General features: G+C 48.0%; 16 protein-coding genes. 2 read left to right on the plus strand and 14 right to left on the minus strand.

The window, feature by feature from the left end; all coding sequences use genetic code 11:
- Positions 1 to 68 precede the first annotated feature (68 nt).
- Positions 69 to 1,694: an ABC transporter substrate-binding protein gene (locus LRP57_RS04205; RefSeq protein WP_231205289.1), complete on the minus strand. Its 1,626-nt coding sequence runs from the start codon at positions 1,692 to 1,694 to the stop codon at positions 69 to 71.
- A 460-nt stretch (positions 1,695 to 2,154) separates the two neighbouring features.
- Between LRP57_RS04205 and valS the strand changes: the two genes are divergently transcribed.
- Positions 2,155 to 4,875, plus strand: coding sequence for a valine--tRNA ligase (gene valS / locus LRP57_RS04210; RefSeq protein WP_231205544.1), 2,721 nt, complete (start codon positions 2,155 to 2,157; stop codon positions 4,873 to 4,875).
- A gap of 257 nt (positions 4,876 to 5,132) precedes the next feature.
- The gene (locus LRP57_RS04215; RefSeq protein WP_231205290.1) at positions 5,133 to 7,079 is read left to right on the plus strand and encodes an AMP-dependent synthetase/ligase; all 1,947 of its coding nucleotides are present in this window, start codon (positions 5,133 to 5,135) and stop codon (positions 7,077 to 7,079) included.
- A 138-nt stretch (positions 7,080 to 7,217) separates the two neighbouring features.
- On the opposite strand, the gene LRP57_RS04220 is transcribed toward LRP57_RS04215, so the two are convergent.
- The 13 genes from LRP57_RS04220 to LRP57_RS08325 all read right to left on the minus strand — a co-directional run bounded on the left by LRP57_RS04220 (position 7,218) and on the right by LRP57_RS08325 (position 21,088).
- Positions 7,218 to 7,589, minus strand: coding sequence for a chorismate mutase (locus LRP57_RS04220; RefSeq protein ID WP_231205291.1), 372 nt, complete (start codon positions 7,587 to 7,589; stop codon positions 7,218 to 7,220).
- 15 nt (positions 7,590 to 7,604) lie between these two features.
- Positions 7,605 to 8,858 (minus strand): ATP-dependent Clp protease ATP-binding subunit ClpX, encoded by a 1,254-nt coding sequence (gene clpX / locus LRP57_RS04225; RefSeq protein ID WP_231205292.1) that lies wholly within the window; start codon positions 8,856 to 8,858, stop codon positions 7,605 to 7,607.
- Between the two features lie 194 nt (positions 8,859 to 9,052).
- Entirely contained in the window at positions 9,053 to 9,703 is a 651-nt protein-coding gene (locus LRP57_RS04230; protein ID WP_231205293.1) for an ATP-dependent Clp protease proteolytic subunit, read from the minus strand.
- Entirely contained in the window at positions 9,703 to 10,323 is a 621-nt protein-coding gene (locus tag LRP57_RS04235) for an ATP-dependent Clp protease proteolytic subunit (protein ID WP_231205294.1), read from the minus strand. Before LRP57_RS04235 ends, LRP57_RS04230 begins: the two co-directional genes overlap by 1 nt.
- 187 nt (positions 10,324 to 10,510) lie before the next feature.
- Complete coding sequence (tig, locus tag LRP57_RS04240) at positions 10,511 to 11,839, minus strand: trigger factor (RefSeq protein WP_231205295.1); 1,329 nt, start codon at positions 11,837 to 11,839, stop codon at positions 10,511 to 10,513.
- A 145-nt stretch (positions 11,840 to 11,984) separates the two neighbouring features.
- Positions 11,985 to 12,218 (minus strand): DUF3046 domain-containing protein, encoded by a 234-nt coding sequence (locus LRP57_RS04245; protein WP_231205296.1) that lies wholly within the window; start codon positions 12,216 to 12,218, stop codon positions 11,985 to 11,987.
- A gap of 10 nt (positions 12,219 to 12,228) precedes the next feature.
- Positions 12,229 to 12,543 carry a helix-turn-helix domain-containing protein gene (locus LRP57_RS04250; protein ID WP_231205297.1) on the minus strand — a complete coding sequence of 105 codons (315 nt, stop codon included), beginning with the start codon at positions 12,541 to 12,543 and terminating at the stop codon, positions 12,229 to 12,231.
- Between the two features lie 307 nt (positions 12,544 to 12,850).
- Entirely contained in the window at positions 12,851 to 13,471 is a 621-nt protein-coding gene (pgsA, locus tag LRP57_RS04255; protein WP_231205298.1) for a CDP-diacylglycerol--glycerol-3-phosphate 3-phosphatidyltransferase, read from the minus strand.
- A gap of 35 nt (positions 13,472 to 13,506) precedes the next feature.
- Positions 13,507 to 16,278 (minus strand): FtsK/SpoIIIE family DNA translocase, encoded by a 2,772-nt coding sequence (locus LRP57_RS04260; RefSeq protein WP_231205299.1) that lies wholly within the window; start codon positions 16,276 to 16,278, stop codon positions 13,507 to 13,509.
- Between the two features lie 187 nt (positions 16,279 to 16,465).
- A complete protein-coding gene (locus LRP57_RS04265) occupies positions 16,466 to 17,413 on the minus strand; it encodes a PfkB family carbohydrate kinase (RefSeq protein ID WP_231205300.1) in 948 nt (315 codons plus the stop codon).
- Between the two features lie 11 nt (positions 17,414 to 17,424).
- Entirely contained in the window at positions 17,425 to 19,116 is a 1,692-nt protein-coding gene (locus tag LRP57_RS04270) for a ribonuclease J (protein WP_231205301.1), read from the minus strand.
- 61 nt (positions 19,117 to 19,177) lie between these two features.
- Positions 19,178 to 20,074, minus strand: a complete 897-nt coding sequence (gene dapA, locus LRP57_RS04275; RefSeq protein WP_231205302.1) for a 4-hydroxy-tetrahydrodipicolinate synthase — start codon at positions 20,072 to 20,074, stop codon at positions 19,178 to 19,180.
- 153 nt (positions 20,075 to 20,227) lie between these two features.
- A complete protein-coding gene (locus tag LRP57_RS08325) occupies positions 20,228 to 21,088 on the minus strand; it encodes a tetratricopeptide repeat protein (RefSeq protein ID WP_231205303.1) in 861 nt (286 codons plus the stop codon).
- Positions 21,089 to 21,121: the final 33 nt, after the last annotated feature.

The raw sequence follows: 21,121 nt of genomic DNA on the forward strand, positions 1-21,121 counted from the left end.
CTGTAGGCCGTACTGGGAAACCCGTATTGTCCTACAGAAAAAGGGAGTGCAGAAACATGCTCAGAGTTTTAGTTCTGAGAATCTGTCAGGCCGATCTGGCTGGCCCATCCGCTCATAAAGAAATATGAGTTTATTTCTGGGTGTAGGACACGTGAAGCAAATGCGGTCGTGTTTTTACCCCACCAGATTGGCGAGTAAATGACATCATTGAGCGCAATCTTTGTTGCTTCAAGGATTTTTGTGGCGCGAGCAGCATCATCTACTTCGCCTGCTTGCTCTGTAATCAGCTGACGCACATCGGATTGGCTATAGCGTGCTGGGTTGGATTCTCCCAGTAACCATCCTGTGATTTCAGCAGGATCACCGGTTGTCGGTGTGTAAGACATGTAGGAAAGACCGTATTCGCCAGTTCCTAAAGTCGTAATCCACTGTTCCACAGGTTTGCCGGTAACTGTTAGTTCAATCCCTAAAGATTTGAGATTTTCAGCGATCGCTAAGGCCGCAGTCCCTAATTCTGGGATAGAAGTGGGGTACAACAGTTCTGCGCTGAAGCCCTGTGGCACCACTGATTGTGCAAGTTCTGCCCGGGCAGCTTCCATATCGAAAGAGGCGGTTTGAATGTCTGCGAGGTTTTGTGCAATCAAGCTTCGCGCACTCTCAACACCAATGTGTGACCCTAATTGTTCAGGTGATTCGATTGATGTTGCGACTTCACCTTTCCCATTCAAAACAGAGGAGACAATGGAGTTACGGTCAACAGCATAGGCAATGGCACGACGCACGTGGATGTCATCAAATGGAGCCACAGCCGTATCAAAAGTAAGACCGACATAGGAGCGGTCTGTCACTGTTGTCACTTGCGTGTTCGAAAGTGCCTCATATTGAGGTTGCTGTGAGGCAGGAATTTGCAAGGAAATATCAAGTTTTCCTGATTGTTGGGCTAGTAGTCGAGTGGATTCATCAGAGAAGAAATCAAATTCGATTTTTTTCGGAGCTTTTTCGTTTGTTTTTCCCCACCACGTATCGACGCGTTCAAAAGTGGCGTGAGAATCTGCTTGAAATTCCACGGCACGGTAGGGGCCGGTTCCCATAATGAGATCTGAGGAGGAACCATATGACTGTGCGGCTTCGTAGAAGGCGCGTGAAGTAATCCATAGTCCTCCACTGGCTGTCACGGTCCAGTCGAAGTTCACGGACGGTTCAGGCAGGGTAATAGTAATTTCACGTTCCCCTGTTTTTTCCACCTGAGTTCCTTCAGCCCAGTACACCGCAGTTGAGGGTGAACGTTCAGGGTCACGCGCTATGTCGAGTGAAAAGAGGACATCGTCTGTGGTGACCTGCGTTCCGTCTTGGAATTTTGCGCCTTCACGCAGTGTGAAAACCCATGTTCGACCGTCTGTTGTTTTCCATTTTTCAGCGAGTGCAGGAACTATTTTTCCTTCTGTATCGACTCCCAGAAGTCCTTCAGAACTCACTTGAGCAACGTAGTAGTTGAGGATTCCTGCTTCGTGGGCTACGTCAAGAGTGGACAAGGATCCGGGTAGTCCGACGGTGAGCACTGAATCAGTATGATTGTTTTGTGCCACAGCTCCTGATGGTGCAGAGGTCGGCGCACAAGCGGCTACGACCAGTGTGGCAACTGAAAATGTCACGAGAGTGCTTAAATGACGCACATATTTACGTGAACCGGACATGCTTCGACCTCCTGAAAATGTGTCGTGTGTATTTTCTGACAGATCGTTGATCGCTCTGTGTGTGACCGTGAAAGGCCAAGGAAAAGCATAATCATATCTGTATCGCCTGCACGATGAATCATTTGTTGGTCGTATGTGAACAGATTCTTTGAGAATATTCAGTGATACGACTTGCAAGCACAGTCAGCCTAGATTTTATGTTTTACTGAAAAAAGTTATTGTTCATATCATTAATTCACATATTCTTCCCTAAGATTTTCCTTCTTTTTCTTTCGTTACCTACGCGGAAGTGAATTAACGCACGCATACGCTCTTATGCATTGTTTTATCTACCAGAGGCGCATAAGAACGTATATACACGTGAGATATACCCGCATTTTTCTTTCATATTGTGTTGGCATAGGCTCAACACGTACCCTTAGAAGGTTGGATGTCCACGACTCGGATGGAGACGCTCACAATGAGTACCCCCTCAACTCCCCTTTCTGTTCCTGCTCCCACGTTGCCTGACACAGTGGGTGCCGAAGGCCTCGAAAATAAGTGGGGAACCGCTTGGGAAACACACAGCACTTACGCATTTGATCGCAGCGCCACACGGGAGCAGGTGTACTCCATTGACACGCCACCCCCAACCGTATCTGGTTCACTGCATGTAGGGCATGTGTTCTCTTACACGCATACTGATGTCATTGCGCGACATCGACGTATGCAAGGGAAATCTGTTTTCTATCCGATGGGTTGGGACGATAACGGGCTACCAACAGAACGCCGCGTACAGAATTATTTCGGTGTCCGTGTTGACCCAACATTGCCTTATGTCCCTGACTTTGTTCCTCCGCATATTGGTGGCGAAGGTAAATCTATTAAAGCGAAAGATCAGCTCCCAATTTCACGTAAAAACTTTGTTGAGCTGTGCGAACGCCTCACCGTGGAAGATGAAGCACAATTTGAAGCCCTGTGGCGTTACCTTGGTTTGTCTGTTGACTGGAAACAGCACTACCAAACCATTGGCTCACGAGCTCGTAAAGTAGCTCAAGCTGCTTTCTTGCGTAATCTAGCCCGAGGTGAGGCCTATCAAAGCGAAGCCCCTGGCTTGTGGGATGTCACTTTCCAAACAGCCGTTGCTCAAGCTGAGCTGGAATCACGCGAATACCCTGGTTTCTACCATCGTCTTGCTTTCCATCTGAGCGACCCTGAAGCTGCTGCCACCGCAGCCGCAGCGGGAGCACCTATTGAAAACGGTGTTGATGTTTGCATTGAAACCACTCGACCAGAATTACTGGCTGCGTGCGTGGCTCTTGTTGCTCACCCGGATGATCCTCGCTATGCCCCCTTATTCGGAACCACAGTAACCTCACCCGTTTTCGGTGTGGAAGTTCCTGTTTTAGCTCATCCTCAAGCAGAAATGGATAAGGGCGCTGGCATTGCCATGTGCTGTACTTTTGGCGATACCACTGATATTGATTGGTGGCGCGATCTGGACCTGCCTTTGCGTGCAATTCTACGTAAAGATGGTCGTATTCATACTGAGCTTCCTGATTGGATTACCTGCGCTGAGGGCGTGGAAGCCTACAAGGAAATCGCAGGTAAAACAACATTTTCTGCACGCGAGGCAGTGGTTTCACGTCTGAAAGCCAGCGGTGAAATGCGAGGCGAACCAGTAAAAACTGTTCGTCAAACGAACTTCTTTGAAAAAGGCGATAAACCTTTAGAGATCGTCACTTCACGCCAGTGGTATATCCGAAATGGCGGTAAGAAGTGGACCCGTCCCAATGCTGGGCAGGATTTACGTGAAGAACTCATTGGCCGTGGGAATGAATTATCGTTCCATCCAGATTTCATGCGAGTGCGCTACGAAAACTGGGTCACAGGTTTGAACAATGACTGGCTTATTTCCCGTCAGCGTTTCTTCGGTGTCCCATTCCCTCTGTGGTACCGCATCAATGAGCATGGGGAAGTTGACTACGAACAAATTTTGACTCCTTCCGAAGATCAATTACCTATTGATCCTTCCACTGATGTTCCGGAAGGTTTCACTGCTGATCAGCGTGGTGTCGCAGGTGGATTCGCAGCAGAACTCGACATTATGGATACGTGGGCCACGTCTTCGTTATCACCGCAGATTGCCTGTGGCTGGCTTGAAGATGATGATTTATTTGCCCGCACCTACCCCATGGATTTACGCCCACAAGGTCAAGATATTATTCGCACCTGGCTTTTCTCAACGGTTGTACGTGCTCATTTAGAGCACAATAGTTTACCGTGGAAACATGCGGGTATTTCTGGATGGATTCTTGATCCTGACCGCAAGAAAATGTCAAAGTCTAAAGGTAATGTTGTTACCCCCATGGGCTTACTCGAAAAGTACGGCTCGGATGCTGTGCGTTACTGGGCTGCTTCGGCACGTCTGGGTCTTGACGCTACTTTTGATGAAGCGCAGATGAAAATTGGACGCCGCCTAGCCATTAAAGTCTTGAATGCCTCAAAATTCGCCTTATCAATGGGTGGGGAGGACACGCCTGTTGACCTCAATCCGCAGCATGTGACTGAGGCATTGGACCGTTCAATCCTTGCTGAGCTTCGCAATGTTATTCGCCTGTCAAGTGAGGCTTTAGAAGCCTACGATCATACGAAGGCTTTGGAAACAACTGAATCGTTCTTCTGGACCTTCTGCGATGATTACTTGGAGCTTGTAAAAGAACGGGCTTATAACCACGAAGGTAAATGGAGCGCTGCTCAGGCACAATCAGCCCGTACCGCTCTAGCAATTGTTATCAATACAGTTGTGCGTTTGCTCGCCCCATATTTGCCTTTCGTTACAGAGGAAGTATGGTCCTGGTACCGTGAAGGATCAGTCCACACGACGCTTTGGCCTCATGTGGATGAGCTTGATGGAATTGACGGTGACCGGGAGGTTTTGTCGGCAGCTTCAGCGGCTTTGATTGTTTTACGTCGCGTAAAATCCGAAGCAAAAGTCTCACCGCGTACGCCTTTCCTTTCTACTCAGATTGACGTATCAGCTCATGCGCTGCCGTTACTCGAAAGCATTGTTGAAGATTTGTCAGCTGCCACCCGCATGGAATCACGCCCCGTATTCCGCTCACTTGCGGGTCATGATGATCTTCACGTTGTCGTATCGGCTTATGAACTAGGTGAAGCACCAGCTCGCCACAAAGGGTGAGTGCTTTTCACATCGGCTCAAATGAGGCGCATGTGCGGGGTCAGGTAAGTTAAACACTTATTGTGGCCCCACATGCGCCTTATATTGGAGCTATGTGAGCGCGTTTCCTTCTCTTGTATGCTTCTTTTTTTCGTGAGCAGGGATTCTTTCGTTTTCTTCTCCCTAGGCGAGCCTTATTTCTATGAGTGTCTCTTTTGTGCTTAGAGTAGTCGCGTAAGCCCTCGGGCCACTACGAAAGGAAGATGAGGTTACCTCCCATGAGTGATGACACTCCTCTTGACGTTCATGAAGCAACCGATGGTCGCACTTTGTCAGCAGCAGGATTGACAGGAAGTGCCCCTGAAGGCGCTTCTGTTGACTCTGATGGACATACACAGGCGCTTGAATGGCATGCCCCTGTCCTTGTGCGTATTGACGAACATACGACTATCCCTTACCTATTACAACGACGAGTACAACGCAGCCCTCGACGCCCCCTCATCGCTGTTAAAGATTCCATGGGCACCACGTGGCGTGATATCACCGCCGCAGCTTTTTATGACGAAGTACGTTCCACAGCTGCTGGCCTTATTGCTCTTGGCTTACAACATGGCGATGCTATTGCGATTATGGCGCGTACACGTTACGAATGGACTTTACTTGATTTTGCTTCATGGGCTGCAGGTTTAATTCCTGTTCCCATCTACGAAACTTCTTCAGGCGAGCAAATTGAATTCATCATTAAGGATGCGCATGTGCGCGCCATCGTGACAGAAACTGTTACTCAGCTTGAACTTGCACGCGATGCATGTCGGCGTCTGAAACAAGATGATATGCAGTTTTTCTCCTTGGATACTGAAGCTATTCAAACTATCCAAGACGCGGGTATGACTGTTGCGCGTTCGGCAGTACAAGCACGTACAGATCAGCTCCTCACATCCTCAATTGCCACGATTGTTTATACTTCAGGAACTACAGGTCAGCCTAAAGGCACAGTACTCACACATGGGAATTTCACAGAGCTTGCCGTGAACTCACATGCGTGGATGCCTGAAGTTGCTATGGGAAAGGATTCACGTCTTCTCCTCTTTTTACCTCTTGCACATGTTTTTGCGCGTTTCTTGCAGGTTTTCCAAATGTCAGGCGAAGGCATTCTAGGGCATACGCCTGATACAAAAAACCTGCTCCCTGATTTACTTTCTTTCCGCCCCTCCTACCTGCTTGTTGTTCCTCGTGTTCTTGAAAAAATTTACAACTCTGCAGATGCGAAAGCTGGGAGCGGTGTTAAAAAGAAACTTTTCCGTTGGGCAGCATCCATTGCAGTTGCTTATTCGCATGCTCTCGAAACCCCTGAAGGTCCTTCACGTGCCCTCAGCGCGCAGCGGGCGTTAGCTGATCGACTTGTTTTCTCAAAAATTTTGCAGCTTGTCGGAGGAAATGCGAAATTTATTATTTCTGGTGGCGCTCCCCTTTCTACTCATCTCGCGCATTTTTACACAGGTCTGGGTTTACCTGTTCTTGAAGGATACGGTTTAACAGAAACCGTTGGACCTATTTCAGTGAATACGCCTCGCCTATCAAAAATAGGTACGGTAGGACCTCCGCTTCCTCCTCTTTCCGTCAAAATCAGTGATGAGGGTGAAATTTTGGTGAAAGGCCCCTCTATTTTCCAGGGCTATCACAATAAATCTGAAGCAACTGCTGAAGCTTTCACCCCTGACGGCTGGTTCAAAACAGGTGATTTAGGCGCCTTGGATCGTGATGGTTACGTGCGTATCACTGGTCGCGCAAAAGAAATCATTGTGACAGCCGGCGGGAAAAATGTTGCTCCAGCCTCTTTGGAAAATCCTCTGCGGGGGCATCCTCTGATTTCTCAGGTTGTTGTAGTCGGCGATCAGCGTCCTTTCATTTCAGCACTTATCACCTTGGATGCAGATATGCTTCAAGGCTGGTTGAAAAACCATGGTTTGCCGGCAATGTCGGTCAGTGAAGCATCCACGCATGTTGAAGTTCTCACGGCTCTTGAAAAGGCTGTGGAGCGAGCAAATCAGCATGTGTCCCGTGCGGAAGCAATTCGTAAAATCAAGGTGTTAACCACAGATTTCACAGAGGCAAATGGTTTGCTCACGCCTTCATTGAAAGTGAAACGTTCCCTCGTATTACAACGTTTTTCTGAAGCGATTGATGAAATTTACGGTGGACCTGTGCAAGATATGCAAGGGTAAATACTTTTCGTCATGACAGGTGGGGCACTCACATAAGGGTGTCCCACCTCTGTTTATACGGTCATATTTCACAGAGAAATCAGGCTATGAATCTGGGAAGATCAGCCTGGAAAACGGAGTGTCCCCACTCCCCTGTTGTTATCCGTTAATGTGTTTTGTGTCCCGCGAATACGAATCTTTAATATCTTCATGGTGGCGAATCACTTCGGTCACCATAAATGACAGGAATTTTTCCGCAAAATCTGGATCTAGCCCTGATTGTTCCGCTAAAGTGCGCATCCGAATTACTTGGTAGGCTTCACGTTCAGGATCAGCAGGAGGTAGGTCATACTGTGCTTTAATATGGCCGACAGACTGGGTACAGCGGAAACGTTCCGCCAGAATATGAATTAACGCCGCATCAATATTGTCGATGGTAGCGCGCGCTCTGACAAGCTCAGCAGGTAACTGCGTGTTTTCTTTACTTGAAGCTACGGATGTTCCTTCTGAGGTACGAGCAAGCTCATTCATCGAGTATTCTTTCTCTCAGGCGCTACGCATATGCGAATCATCGGTTGTGTACACATTCGCTTGAGCTTCTTCTTCTACGGCCTCACGTGTAATGACGACACGTGCGATATCTTGACGGCTCGGTAACTCAAACATAAGGTCCGCGAGGGTTTTTTCCATCACAGCGGATAAACCACGCGCTCCTGTTTTACGCACATTTGCTTGAGCAGCAATTGCTAAAAGTGCATCATGGGTGAATTCGAGTTCAATCCCATCTAATTCAAATAAATGCTGGTACTGGCCTACTAAAGAATTTTGTGGTTCTGTGAGTACCCGCGTGAGGTCTTCTTCAGATAGTTCTTTTGTTGAAGTTAGTACAGGCAAACGACCGATAAACTCTGGAATCATACCGAACTTATGCAAGTCCTCTGGAGTAACAGCTTCGTAAAGATCTCCCATTTCAGCTGTTGACTTCAAATTAGTACCAAAGCCTGTTGAACGTTGTCCCAGTCGCGTTTTCACGACTTCTTCAATACCGGCAAAAGCTCCTGCAGCAATAAATAAGATACCGGACGTATCAATTTCTAAGAACTGCTGATGAGGATGCTTACGCCCGCCTTGTGGAGGTACTGAGGCAACTGTGCCTTCGATAATTTTCAGCAGTGCTTGTTGTACACCTTCACCTGAGACGTCGCGTGTAATAGAAGCGCTTTCAGCTTTACGACCAATTTTGTCGATTTCGTCGATATAAATAATGCCGCGTTCTGCTTTTTTAATGTCATTTCCTGCTTCTTGGATCAAACGCAGCAAAATATTTTCTACGTCCTCACCTACATAACCTGCTTCAGTTAAAGCTGTGGCATCGACAATAGCGAAAGGAACACGCAGTAAAGATGCTAATGATCGTGCAAGGTGTGTTTTCCCTGTTCCTGTGGGGCCAAGTAAAAGAATATTGGATTTAGTTCCCAACATATTTTCTTCATTACCGGCTTCACGTGAACGTACACGCTTGTAATGGTTATACACGGCAACAGAAAGTGCTCGCTTTGCGCGTTCTTGCCCAATCACCCATGAATCCAAATAGGCATAAATTTCCTTTGGCTTAGGTAAAGGCGTGTGGTCTGTCACCGGTTCATCGTGTAATTCCTCAGAAATAATTTCATTACACAATTCCACACATTCATTACAAATGTATGAACCTGAACCACCGATGAGTTTACGTACCTGTTTTTGACTTTTACCGCAAAAAGAGCATTTAAGCAGTTCGGCTCCGTCAGTCAGTCGACTCACAGGTTTCCTCCTGATGGGACATTGCGATTACAAGGATCTCACTGTGGAGTCAAGCATAATACGCCTCACGTATACGCACTCATCGGCACGCGCAGACACACCAAGTCCACCCCGTCTTTTGCGTATCAACCTCCACATGCGTATATGCACGAGCGGGGTGACTCACAGTGAAAGAGTCACCCCGCTGAAGTGTTTTAGTTGTTGTTGTTCTTACGTGAAGCAAGAACTTGATCGATCAGACCGTATTCGAGGGCTTGTACGGCACTGAGAATCTTGTCGCGCTCAATATCACGACGTACTTGCTCAATCGGTGTCCCTGAATGTGCTGCTAGAGTTTCTTCTAGCCACAGGCGCATACGGTCAATTTCATCTGCCACGATTTGAATGTCACTTGCTTGTCCGTGCATTCCTTCCATCGCTGGCTGGTGAATCAGAACTCGCGCATTAGGTAACGCTAAACGTTTCCCTTTCGATCCTGCGGCAAGTAATACTGCTGCTGCAGAAGCTGCTTGCCCTAAACAGACCGTCTGAATATGCGGCTTAATGTACTGCATTGTGTCATATATGGCAGTCATTGCAGTAAAAGATCCACCCGGACTATTAATGTACATTGTGATGAGGGAATCTGGGTCTTGTGATTCAAGGACCAGAAGCTGAGCCATCACATCATCTGCTGAGGCATCATCCACCTGTACGCCTAAAAATACAATGCGATCTTCAAAGAGTTTCGCGTAAGGGTCTTGTCGCTTAAAACCATAGGCTGTGCGTTCTTCAAAATTCGGCAAGATGTACCGAGCTTCAGGTAATTGGCGAGCGATAGCTTCAAAATATGCACCTGTGCTCATCAGTTCTCTCCATTCTCCGCGCGACGACCGATTTCTTGGGGATTTTCCACTACACGATCAACAAATCCATATTCCAAAGCCTCATATGCACTGAACCAATGGTCACGATCAGCGTCAGCTTCCACTTGCTCCACAGATTTACCTGTACGTTCAGCAGTGATCGCAGCTAACTCATGTTTCATCTTCAAGATAAGGTCAGCGTTGATGCGGATTTCCGTTGCAGAGCCGCCTGCTCCGCCAAGAGGTTGATGCAAAAGCACTCGTGTATGCGGCGTAATAAGACGCTTACCTGGAGCGCCAGCGGTCAGTAAGAACTGTCCCATTGAAGCAGCCAAACCCATACCAACTGTCACCACATCAGGTTTGATGTACTGCATCGTGTCATAAATAGCCATACCAGCAGTGACTGAACCACCTGGACTGTTGATATACAGGTAAATATCTTTGTCAGGGTCTTCTGCGGCAAGTAAAAGCATCTGCGCGCAAATAGCATTCGCATTTTCGTCACGGACTTCACCGCCGAGCCAAATAATACGTTCCTGTAAAAGACGCTGATACACAGCATCTCCTAAACCGATTCCAACTTGTTGGCCCTCGTGTGCAGTTGGCTCAATGCTCATGTGCTTCCTCCACTTCATGTTCCCTATAGGCAATGATGTATCACTGGTATAAACCTAGCGGTTTTCCCCTGTAGTCCTCATCTTGAAAAAGAATATTTCGCTGACGGCGCAGCAAAAAGGCTCGGCACCGTATCATGCCAGTACCGAGCCTTCAGCCTATAAAGGCTTATACGTCACACATACGCCATTACTGAGCGTCATCTTGCGTGCCGTCTTCACTTTCTTCCTGCGTGTCTTGCGCAGTTTCCTCAGGAACATCACCAAGGAAGCGAGACAAATCCACTGGAGCACCTGTGGTATCCGTGACTGTAATCTGACGCAAGGCTTCGATCAGCGCTTTTGCTCGGCCAAGGTCAGCAACAACAGCAGACATTTGCTGAGGAGAGGAGAAAAGCTGGTTAATATCCACACCATATGTCTGGGACATCTGAATGGCATAATCAATCAGTTCTTGCTGTCCAACTTGAACATCCAGTTTCTTTGCCAAAGTTTCAGAAAGCAGCTCTGTGCGCAGCTCACGTTCAACATTTTGACGTGCTTCTTTCTTTGCCTTTGCAGAAGCTCCTTCACCTGCACGACGATCAACCTCTGCGGTGACAACAGATTCCGGCAAAAGAATTTCAGCTTTTTCAAGCAACAGATCAACGAGACGATCACGAGCTTGCAGCGCTTGATCTGCCAATTTACGTTCGCCAGCTTGTTTACGCAGGTCCTCGGTAAGTTCTTCAATCGTGTCAAATTCAGACACCATCTGCGCAAAATCATCGTCGGCTACTGGGAGTTCACGAGCCTTCATTGATTTCACAGTCAATGTCACCTCAGCTTCTTCCCCTTCGTGCTCGCCGCCTTTCAGGGTGGAGGTGAATGTTACTTCGTCACCAGCTTTTGTTCCACGCAATGCCTTGTCTTGGCCATCCAGCATCGAACCTGAACCGATTTCGTAGGACACATCAGAAACCGAATCAACTTGCTCACCATTAATTGTGGCAACCAGGTCGATAGTCGCAAAATCACCGGTTTTAGCCTTACGATTGATTACTTTCAGAGTCGCAAAGCGCCCGCGCAGATCATCGAGTTCTTTTTGAACATCTTCATCGGTTACTTCGGTTGTATCAACCTGAACAGTAATATCTTCACCTAATTCTGGGAGTTCAAAATCAGGAACTACATCTACTTCAGCGGTGAAAATAAGGGTGCCACCGTATTCGCCGGTTGTCTGAGGGATTTCAGTAACCTCAACATCTGGCTGAGCCATAGGGCGAAGCTCATTTTCTGCAACAGCGGCAGAATAATGCTGCGGCAAAACTTCATTGACGACCTGTTCGATCACAGCAGCGCGACCGAAACGCTGATCGATAATACGTGCGGGCACGTGCCCCTTACGGAAACCGGGGATGGAGACTTGCTTGGAGATGTCTTTATATGCCTTGGTCATCTCAGAAGCGAGTTCCTCATAGGGAACTTCAACGGTCAAACGAACCTTCGTGGGTTCAAGAGTCTCAACGGTGCTCTTCACAGGGTACTCTCCAACGTCTTATCAGCGGGTGTACCTCAGGTAGGCACACGACAACCCACTAATTCTACGTCAGGGTGCAGGAGAGTTGCCAAAGCGATGGGCAGGTGAGGTCAATTTCACCGCACACGTATGTGGAAAATAAGTTTTAGGCACGTTTTTTACGTTCTTTCGGGTCAATCCGATGCACCCAACGTGCGTGTTCATCCTGTTCAGTTTCACTGATGAGGGCAGCCCACACGCTATCAGGATCATCCCCTCGGTCAATGGCTTCTTGTGCTGTTCCTTTGAGCGAAGTCAAATACAGATCAGCAACTAAAGAGCGACCGTAAGTTACTCCATATACGTCATCTACAGCTTTCCAGAACTCAAAGAGACGCATCACGTGTAACTCAGGAAATCAAAGTCACCGGAACAAAAGGCACCGGAGCAGCTTCAGGAACTAGTGATCCATCTGTCAGCGACATCCGATCCGAGACTTCACGCAACACGCACCACAAAGGCACATTCAGTGCTGTGCAAATTGCTTCAAGTAACTCAGATGATGCTTCTTTTTGCCCACGTTCCACTTCGGAAAGATATCCCAAAGACACTTGAGCCTGCGATGACACTTCACGCAAAGTACGACCTTGCGTTTGACGCAGCCCACGAAGCACGTCACCTATTACGGTACGTAGTAAAGGCTGAGTGGTGTAAAGGCTCTTCATACTTCTACTTTAAGATACTCATTGCCAGCACGCATATGTGAATCACTGTATGAGCGAGTGCAACACATCGCATTGTCATTTACGCACGATAGCCACACATAAAACTGATAAGGAACGAATGAGCAGTCCAGTATCACTCTGAAATGAGCATCAGCATAAGGCTCCACACATGAGGGAAGTTCTTTATCCCTTTCACAGGCAGTTTACTGATCGTTCTCACGGGCTTGAGCAGGAAGAACCTGAGCATGATCCTCTGCCTCAGCAATCGTCGTATTCATACGCATTTTTGCTACATGCGTACCGGAATTCAGATCATTGAATGATTTTTCTTCCGTAAAGCAATGCCTTCCCACACATAAACTCCTCCAGACCACACGGTCATAAAGAGCGCAGCACCGCCTACGGGATAAATGAAATATATGGCAAGAAGTTCAACGACAGAATAAGACAGGAAAAGATCCCACGGAATCAGAAGTAAGAAAATAAAGAACATCTGCAAAACAGTCTTGAGCTTGCCGCCCATATTCGCAGAAACAACGATACCTCGGCGCAAAAAAACACTGCGCATCACAGTAATACCCAGTTCACGTACTGCAATAACGACAGTAAACCACCACGGCACAAATTCAGTCACCGAAAGAATGACAAATGCCCCCAGTGTCAACGCCTTATCAGCAATCGGGTCAGCAATCCGACCAAAATCAGTCACTATTCCATAAGACCTGGCAATTTTACCGTCAAAATGATCAGTCGCTGCCGCCACACAAAAGACAATCAATGTTGTCCAACGCGCAATACTATTGTCCTGCAAAGCAAGGACAAGGAAAATCGGAACAAGAATCAAACGAAGAACCGTGAGCGCATTGGGAAGATTCAGTGGCGAACGCTGTTCATCCTTACTTTGTGCGCGTGAAACATTGCCTACCATGTTTTGATCCTACTCGTTCACAAGATAAATCAACACTATCGTCCGGTGAGTTGCCACGCATCCTCATCTGTTTCCTCATCATCATCCCAATTGCCATGACCACGACCTCCAAAATCATGGCCAGCATAGGGGTCAGGATCATCGTCAGCCACCACGTTGTCTGATGGAATAACAGGTACAGGAAGTCCCGTCATTACACGCGGTTCATTTTCCCCATGAGAAGGTGGAATCGGAGCAGTATTTACTCCCTCAGGAATATGATCCGACTTATTTTCCACAGAAGGTGCAGGAAGTTCCGGTGATACTGAAGGCTGCTCAGGAGGGGCTGCTTCCCCGCGTAACATAGCCAGGATCTGCGGTAATTGTTCAGGTTGAACAAGAACTTGACGAGCTTTTGAGCCTTCAGAAGGGCCGACAATATCGCGCGACTCTAGTAAATCCATCAAACGACCTGCACGCGCAAAGCCAATACGCAGTTTGCGTTGCAGCATCGATGTTGAACCAAGTTGCGTGGAAATAACTAATTCTGCCGCCTGCAACAAGTCATCAAGATCTGAACCAATATCTTCAGCTACTTTCACTTGCGGAGCAGCAGAAACCACATCATCCCTGTAGGAGACTTGCATTTGCGACTTCACATGCTGCACGATCTGATGAATTTCGCTTTCTGTCACCCACGCACCCTGCACACGTAAAGGTTTTCCCTGACCAGCAGGTAAATACAAAGCATCACCTTGCCCGATCAGTTTTTCTGCGCCAGGTTGATCCAAAATGACTCGTGAATCAGCTAAAGCAGAAGTCGCAAAAGCCAAACGAGAAGGCACATTCGCTTTAATCAGACCTGTCACCACATCAACTGATGGTCGCTGGGTTGCCAGTACCAAGTGAATACCTGCTGCACGTGCAAGCTGTGTAATCCTTTGAACTGAGGCTTCCACATCACGTGGGGCAACCATCATAAGATCAGCAAGCTCATCCACAACAACAAGGAGGTAAGGATACGGCCGAAGTTTACGCTCTAAGCCAGGTAATGCCTGTACTTGCCCTGCCTCCACTGCTTTATTGAAATCATCCACATGTTTGAAACCGTATGTCGCAAGATCGTCATATCGACGATCCATTTCGCGTACCACCCATTCCAAAGCCTCAGCCGCTTTCTTAGGGTCAGTGATGATAGGACTGACCAAATGAGGAATTCCCTCATAAATTGTCAGTTCCACACGCTTAGGATCAACCAAAATCATACGAACTTGCTGCGGAGTTGCCCGCATCATAATGGAGGTAATCATCGAGTTTACAAAACTTGACTTACCTGAACCGGTTTGGCCTGCAACCAATAAGTGCGGTGTTTTTGCTAAATTCGTTACAACGTAGCCGCCTTCAACATCCTTACCCACACCGACAACCAATGGATGCGGATTACGTTTTGCTGCCCCTGAAGATAAGACATCACCTAAAACCACAATTTCACGATCAGCATTAGGAATTTCAACACCGATGGCGCTCTTACCTGGAATAGGCGCCAAAATACGCACATCCGCAGAAGCTACCGCATAGGCAATATTCTTTGACAGGTTAGTTAGGCGATCCACTTTGACACCAGGGCCAAGGACTACCTCATAGCGAGTAACCGTAGGACCCCTCGAAAATCCTGTTACCTGCGCGTCAACATTAAATTCAGCAAAAACCTGCTGCAATGATTGCACGACCTGATCGTTCACAGCAGAACGTGTTTTATGCGGCGCCCCACGCAACAAAAGATCACCAGCAGGCAAAATATACGTTGAAGGCTGATCCGTATCTGCCGTCATTTCCGGCGCAGGTACAGAAACTTCCTCTTGTGGTGGTGCTGCAAGTTCATGTGCAGGCACAGAAGGATGAGGCTCCTCAGATTGCGGCACAGGAATAGGTGCCAGCGCCTCTGTGGGCATACTGTCAACAACAGGAGGTAGGATCGGCTGCACAGCTTCATGACTTTCTTCTGGCAAAGCTGTATGCGGAGCTACTGGAAGTGCCTGAGTTCCTTGTTCAACTGGAGAACGGAAAGATTCATCCGCCTCATAAGAATCAAGGAAAGGATCATCCCCCGCTGCTAGCATGTCACGACCACGGTCACGTGCCGAACGTTCAGACTCATCCAAGTTTTCTGTTTCGTCGTCACGATGATAGGGCGCACGTAAACGGCTATAAAGAAAACGAATTTTTTCAGGCACTTCAGCAACACGAGTACGTGTTCCCAATAAAATCGAGTAAATGAACAGCAGTAAAAGAACTGCCCCCGCTCCCCAAGCAGATAAAAGCTGTGTTAGTGGGCGAGCAATAAACCAACCAATGAGTCCCCCAGCTTTTTCAATTGATTCGAGGCTATCCAAAGCAGGATTACCCTGAGTAACATGCACAAGACCAGCAACAGCAACAAGCGCACCTGTCACGCCTGCAACATGATGCGGGAGCGCAGAATTACCCGATCGAGCACGGAAAAGCTCAACTGCGAAACCTACCAGTCCCAACGGTAAAACAATAGAGAAAATTCCCACTGCCCCGGCAGAAATATGGTGGATAAAATTCCCTGCTTGACCTGAAATATTCAGCCATTCACGTAAAGCCACAAGTATGGCCGCAGCAATACATACAAATGCGAGCGCATCACGTTTAATTTGAGGGTCAGTTGCACGCCATGCACGTGCTGCGCTCATAAAAGCACGGCCAATAGCAGAGAAAATACGTGCAAGCATTCCGGGTGCCATCTCACGAGAAGATGCCCCCTGTCGAGGTGATGTTTTTTTCGATGAAGACTTCTGAGCCATGATACTTTCACGCTACGCGGCGCACGTGCAAGATTCTACTCACCTCGCCGTAAGTGAGTATGTGGATGCAAAAAATCACCTCTTATAACTACACAAGTGCGCTTTCATACCTATGAAAGACACTGAGGCTCACACAAAACACTGCATGTTCCCTTCACAACATAGGTACGCGGTGATTTTCTTGGCCTCATAGGTTGAGCGGCTGTACCTTTCCGGTATTCAACACGTCCTCTACCTGAGCGCGGCTAGGAACCGGTAAAGCTGACTCATGAGAGATCGCAATAGCAGCCGCAGCATTAGCCCAGCGGCATGCTTCTTCCAGAGAGTGTTTTTGCGCAAGGGCCGCACACATTGTTCCGATATGCGTATCACCCACACCTGCCGTATCAACAGTAACTGCTGAAAATGCAGGAATGTCAATAAAAGGCGCGTCCTCGTTAACATGCACTTGGGAGCCTTTCGCACCTATTCGACGCACCAATGAAGCATCTGGACGCATCAGATGACGAATATCTGTTCCTGGTTCGCTTGCATTCAAATTTCGTTGTAAGGCATGTGATTCACGAACATTCATTGTCACCACATCTGCGCGACGCAGTAGCTGTTTCCATGCCCATACAGGGACTTGCTCTACTGCCTGAGCAATGGATAATACAAGGGTCACTGAAGCAGGTAAAGCTGCTCCCCAGCCAGCAAGAACAGAAACAGCGGAAGGCACTGCAAGGTCTGCGCCGGAAATATGGATAACATCGCCTGGTTTCAATACTAACGAGTCCAAAGCTGCGCGCGAAGGTTCAGATTCTACCCCCGCGGTCACCACAGAAGTCATTGAGCCGTCAGCTTCTAACAGTTGAATAGCAACCCCAATATCACCTACCAGTTCCTGAGTCAGCAGTTGAATACCGGCAGAAGCTAACTGTTGACGAACGGTTGATGAATTAGGTCCAGTACCCAATGGAGAAGCAAGAGCCGCATGTGCTCCCATAGATGCAGCAGCCGATAAAGTGGTGAAACCACCACCTGGCCGCGACATAGCGGTAGCAGCTTTCACGGAGCCACCACGTTCAGGCAATGTATGAATATTCAAAGGAAGAACAAGCACTACTGAGTGCGTAGAAATAAAACGTCCGCTCATTGCAGGTCCTTTCATTGTTGAACAATCACAGGAACAATCATTGGACGGCGACGCAGCCGACGTGCTACCCAACGGCCAAGGACACGACGCATCACCTGCTGCAAAGTGTATGAATCCACTCCGCCTGGCGCGGCGGCTTCTTCGAGAGCAGCAGTCAAATCTGGCAGTATTTCATCAAATACTTCCGGATTTTCTGCCATCCCGATAGCGCGAATATAGGGCGCTGACAGCACTTGCCCCATTTCTTTATCTACCACCGCAAAAACTGAGACAAAACCTTCTGCCGCTAAAGTGCGACGCTGAGCCAATTCATCCTCAGATATTTCACCAACAGAACGACCATCCACATACACCCTGTCACATGGAACCTGTCCACTGATACGCGCCTGACCATCACACAGATCCACGGTGAGGCCAGCATCAGCAAGGATGACATGATCTTCAGGAACACCGGTACTTGCAGCCAATTTCCCATTCGCAATCAAATGCCGTATTTCACCGTGAATCGGCATAACATGACGAGGTTTAACAATGTTGTAGAAAGTAAGTAATTCGCCTTGGCATGCATGGCCCGACACGTGAACCCGAGCATTACCCTGATGGAATACGTGGACTCCTGAACGAGTCAAATCATTAATTACGCGGTTCACGTCAATCTCATTACCCGGGATTAGCGAAGCCGCCAAAATAACAGTGTCCCCACTATCAAGGCAAACATGACGGTGGTTGCCGACACTCATACGCGCTAAAGCGGCCATTGGTTCGCCTTGTGAACCAGTTGCCATCCACAAACGTTCATGCGGCAAAAGTTCTTGGGCATGTGCGGCATCAACAATAAGGCCCTCTGGAACCGTCAAATAGCCTTTTTCTTGCGCGATACGCATATTTCGTTCCATTGAACGACCAACGAAAGTAATTTTACGCCCTGCTGCTGCCGCTGCATTCACCACTTGTTGTACACGGTGTACATGCGAAGCAAAAGAAGCAACAACTACCTGCCCTGTAGCATCTGCAACTATTTTTTTAAGGACTGGACCAATTTCACGTTCTGCCGGAATAAAACCAGGAACCTCTGAATTCGTTGAATCCACCATGAAAAGATCCACGCCTTCAGAACCAATACGCGCCAAACGTTGCAGATCTGTCGGCCGGTGATCTAATGGCACGTGATCGATTTTGAAGTCGCCTGTCACCAAAACAGTCCCTGCTCCTGTGCGTACACATACCGCTAAGGCATCGGGAATTGAGTGGGTAACCGATATAAATTCCACATCAAAAGGACCAATATTTACACGATCCCCCCCAGTAACCACGTGGAATAACGGTACCGGTAGTTTATGTTCACGCAGTTTTGGCTCTGTAAAAGCTAACGTCAGCTCTGACCCATACGTGGGAATATCCTCGCGTAGCATTGCGAGGTAAGGAACAGCACCTATATGGTCCTCATGCCCATGTGTCAGCACAAGACCAACCACATCATCCATACGGTCTTTGATCCAGGAAAAATCAGGCAAAATCAGATCAACACCCGGTTGATATTCCTCTGGGAAAAGAACTCCACAGTCAATAACGAGTAATTTTCCTTCATATTCAACTACATTCATATTGCGCCCCACTTCCCCTAGTCCTCCTAGAGGAATGATTCGCAGGGCACCCGGCGCTAATGGTTCAGGTTCAGTTAAATTTTCATACAGGGGCTTCATAATTCCAGTGTCCCATGTTCCTCAGGTGAATGACAGTCAGAACGCGGTCTTGGAAGGCGTATTACAGTAAATCGTAGGAACGCAGAACTTTTTCTAAGCGTGTCATTTCTTCTTTTTCAGGTTCAACCAAAGGCAATCGAACCGTTGGTGTCGAAATGATCCCTTGCATGTACAAAGCCCACTTTATCAATACTGCTCCCTGACCACTTCCCATGATGGCAGCCACCAATGGTCGCAGTGAATGAGAAAGTTCGCGCGCCTCCCACACTTGGTCCGCGTCCAATAAGTCAATCATCTGACGATACTGACGTGCGGCAACATGAGCAACGACAGATATAAAACCCGATGCTCCACCTGTCATCCACGCAAAATTCAGTGCATCATCGCCTGAGTAGTATTCAAGGCCTGTACGATGGCAGCGTTCAACACCTTGTTCAACATTACCCGTCGCATCTTTAACAGCGACAATTCGAGGATGAGCAGCCAAAATATCTAATGTGTCATCAGAAAAAGCTAGACCTGTACGTCCCGGAATATCGTAAAGCATAATTGGTAGGTCGCTTGACTCAGCAATTGCCTGTACATGAGCGCATAGTCCGCGCTGGCTGGGACGGTTATAGTACGGGCTGACAACAAGAAGACCGTGAGCGCCACTTTCCTGAGCGCCTTCGGCAATACGAACCGCATGAGCTGTGTCATTTGATCCAGCGCCGCAAATAATGCGTGCACGATCATGAATAGCTTCAACTATTGCGCGCGTAAGTTCATTTTTTTCCGGCTGGTGGGTGGTCGGTGATTCACCTGTCGTCCCTGATAATACGAGGCTGTCACATCCATCTTCGACAAGGCGCACAGCTAAAGCCACAGCCGAGTCCACGTCGATAGACCCATCTTTATGGAAAGGCGTAACAAGGGCTGGTGCTAGTGAACCGAAAATGCGCGCAGGAATATGACTCATATATACAGGCTACGTGAGGATGACTTCTACGACAGGTAATGTCCACCTGTGGAGCACATAGTAATTCCACAGATGGATTCACTGTCATATGACATGAAAAATCAGGATATTCGTGCTTCCGTTTTCCGTCACAGCATGATGCCAGTTATCGAACTAGACCATTAGTAATGTGGTTAAACGACGACGAGCTGCACGCACCTGTGGCGTATTACCAGCAACACGGAATAAATCTAATGCATGTGTTCTGACAGCGTCACGAGTCTCATCATCACAAGCATCACGCAGAGCATGTAACAGGATGTCAAATGCTTCCTCATGTTGCCCTGCGGCAAAAAGAGCATCTGCCTGCGATTGAGGATCATCAGTTGCCGTATTTTCACGCGAACGCAACAAGAGAAGCACTTTTGCTAGCTCGGTTTTCGCTACCTCATCACGAGGATTGAGTTCAATAACTTTTTCCCATGCTTTCCGTGCGTTTTCTAAATCCCCTGCTTCTTGCGCTTCACGTGCAGGAATATGTTCCGTAGGAATAGGTTCTTGCGTATCCTCAGGTTTGACTGCTACCTGAGCAGTAACTCCCAATTGTTCGGCAACGTTTCGTAATTGATCCAACAGAGCGCGTACCTGCTCTTTTGTCGCTTCACCTTGGAAAAGCGGAACAGGTCGTCCTCCCAGTAAAGCAATAACCGTTGGTAAGGCTTGTATTTGTAACGCTTGGATAAGTGCAGGAGCTTTTTCTACATCAATTGTTACGAGCTGAAACTGCCCGGCACGCTCACGCGTAAGGTCTGCCATCATGTCCAGAACAGGTCGAGACTCCAATGCTTGTCCTGCCCATAAAACCATGATGACTGGTACCGCTCGTGATGTTGATACCACATCATCAAAAGAGGATTCATCAGCTTCTCGAATTAACGGGACCTCAAGATACACCTGAGCCGACTGGGTTTCCTCTGGCTGAGAATCAGATACGGGCTGATGCGCTGATGCAGATGAGGGGTCAAGAATAGACACCGTTCCTCCAATTTTTTCTGTATGGATGAGGTG

Origin of the sequence: Schaalia sp. lx-260 (assembly GCF_021083645.1) — a bacterium.
GTDB lineage: Bacteria > Actinomycetota > Actinomycetes > Actinomycetales > Actinomycetaceae > Pauljensenia.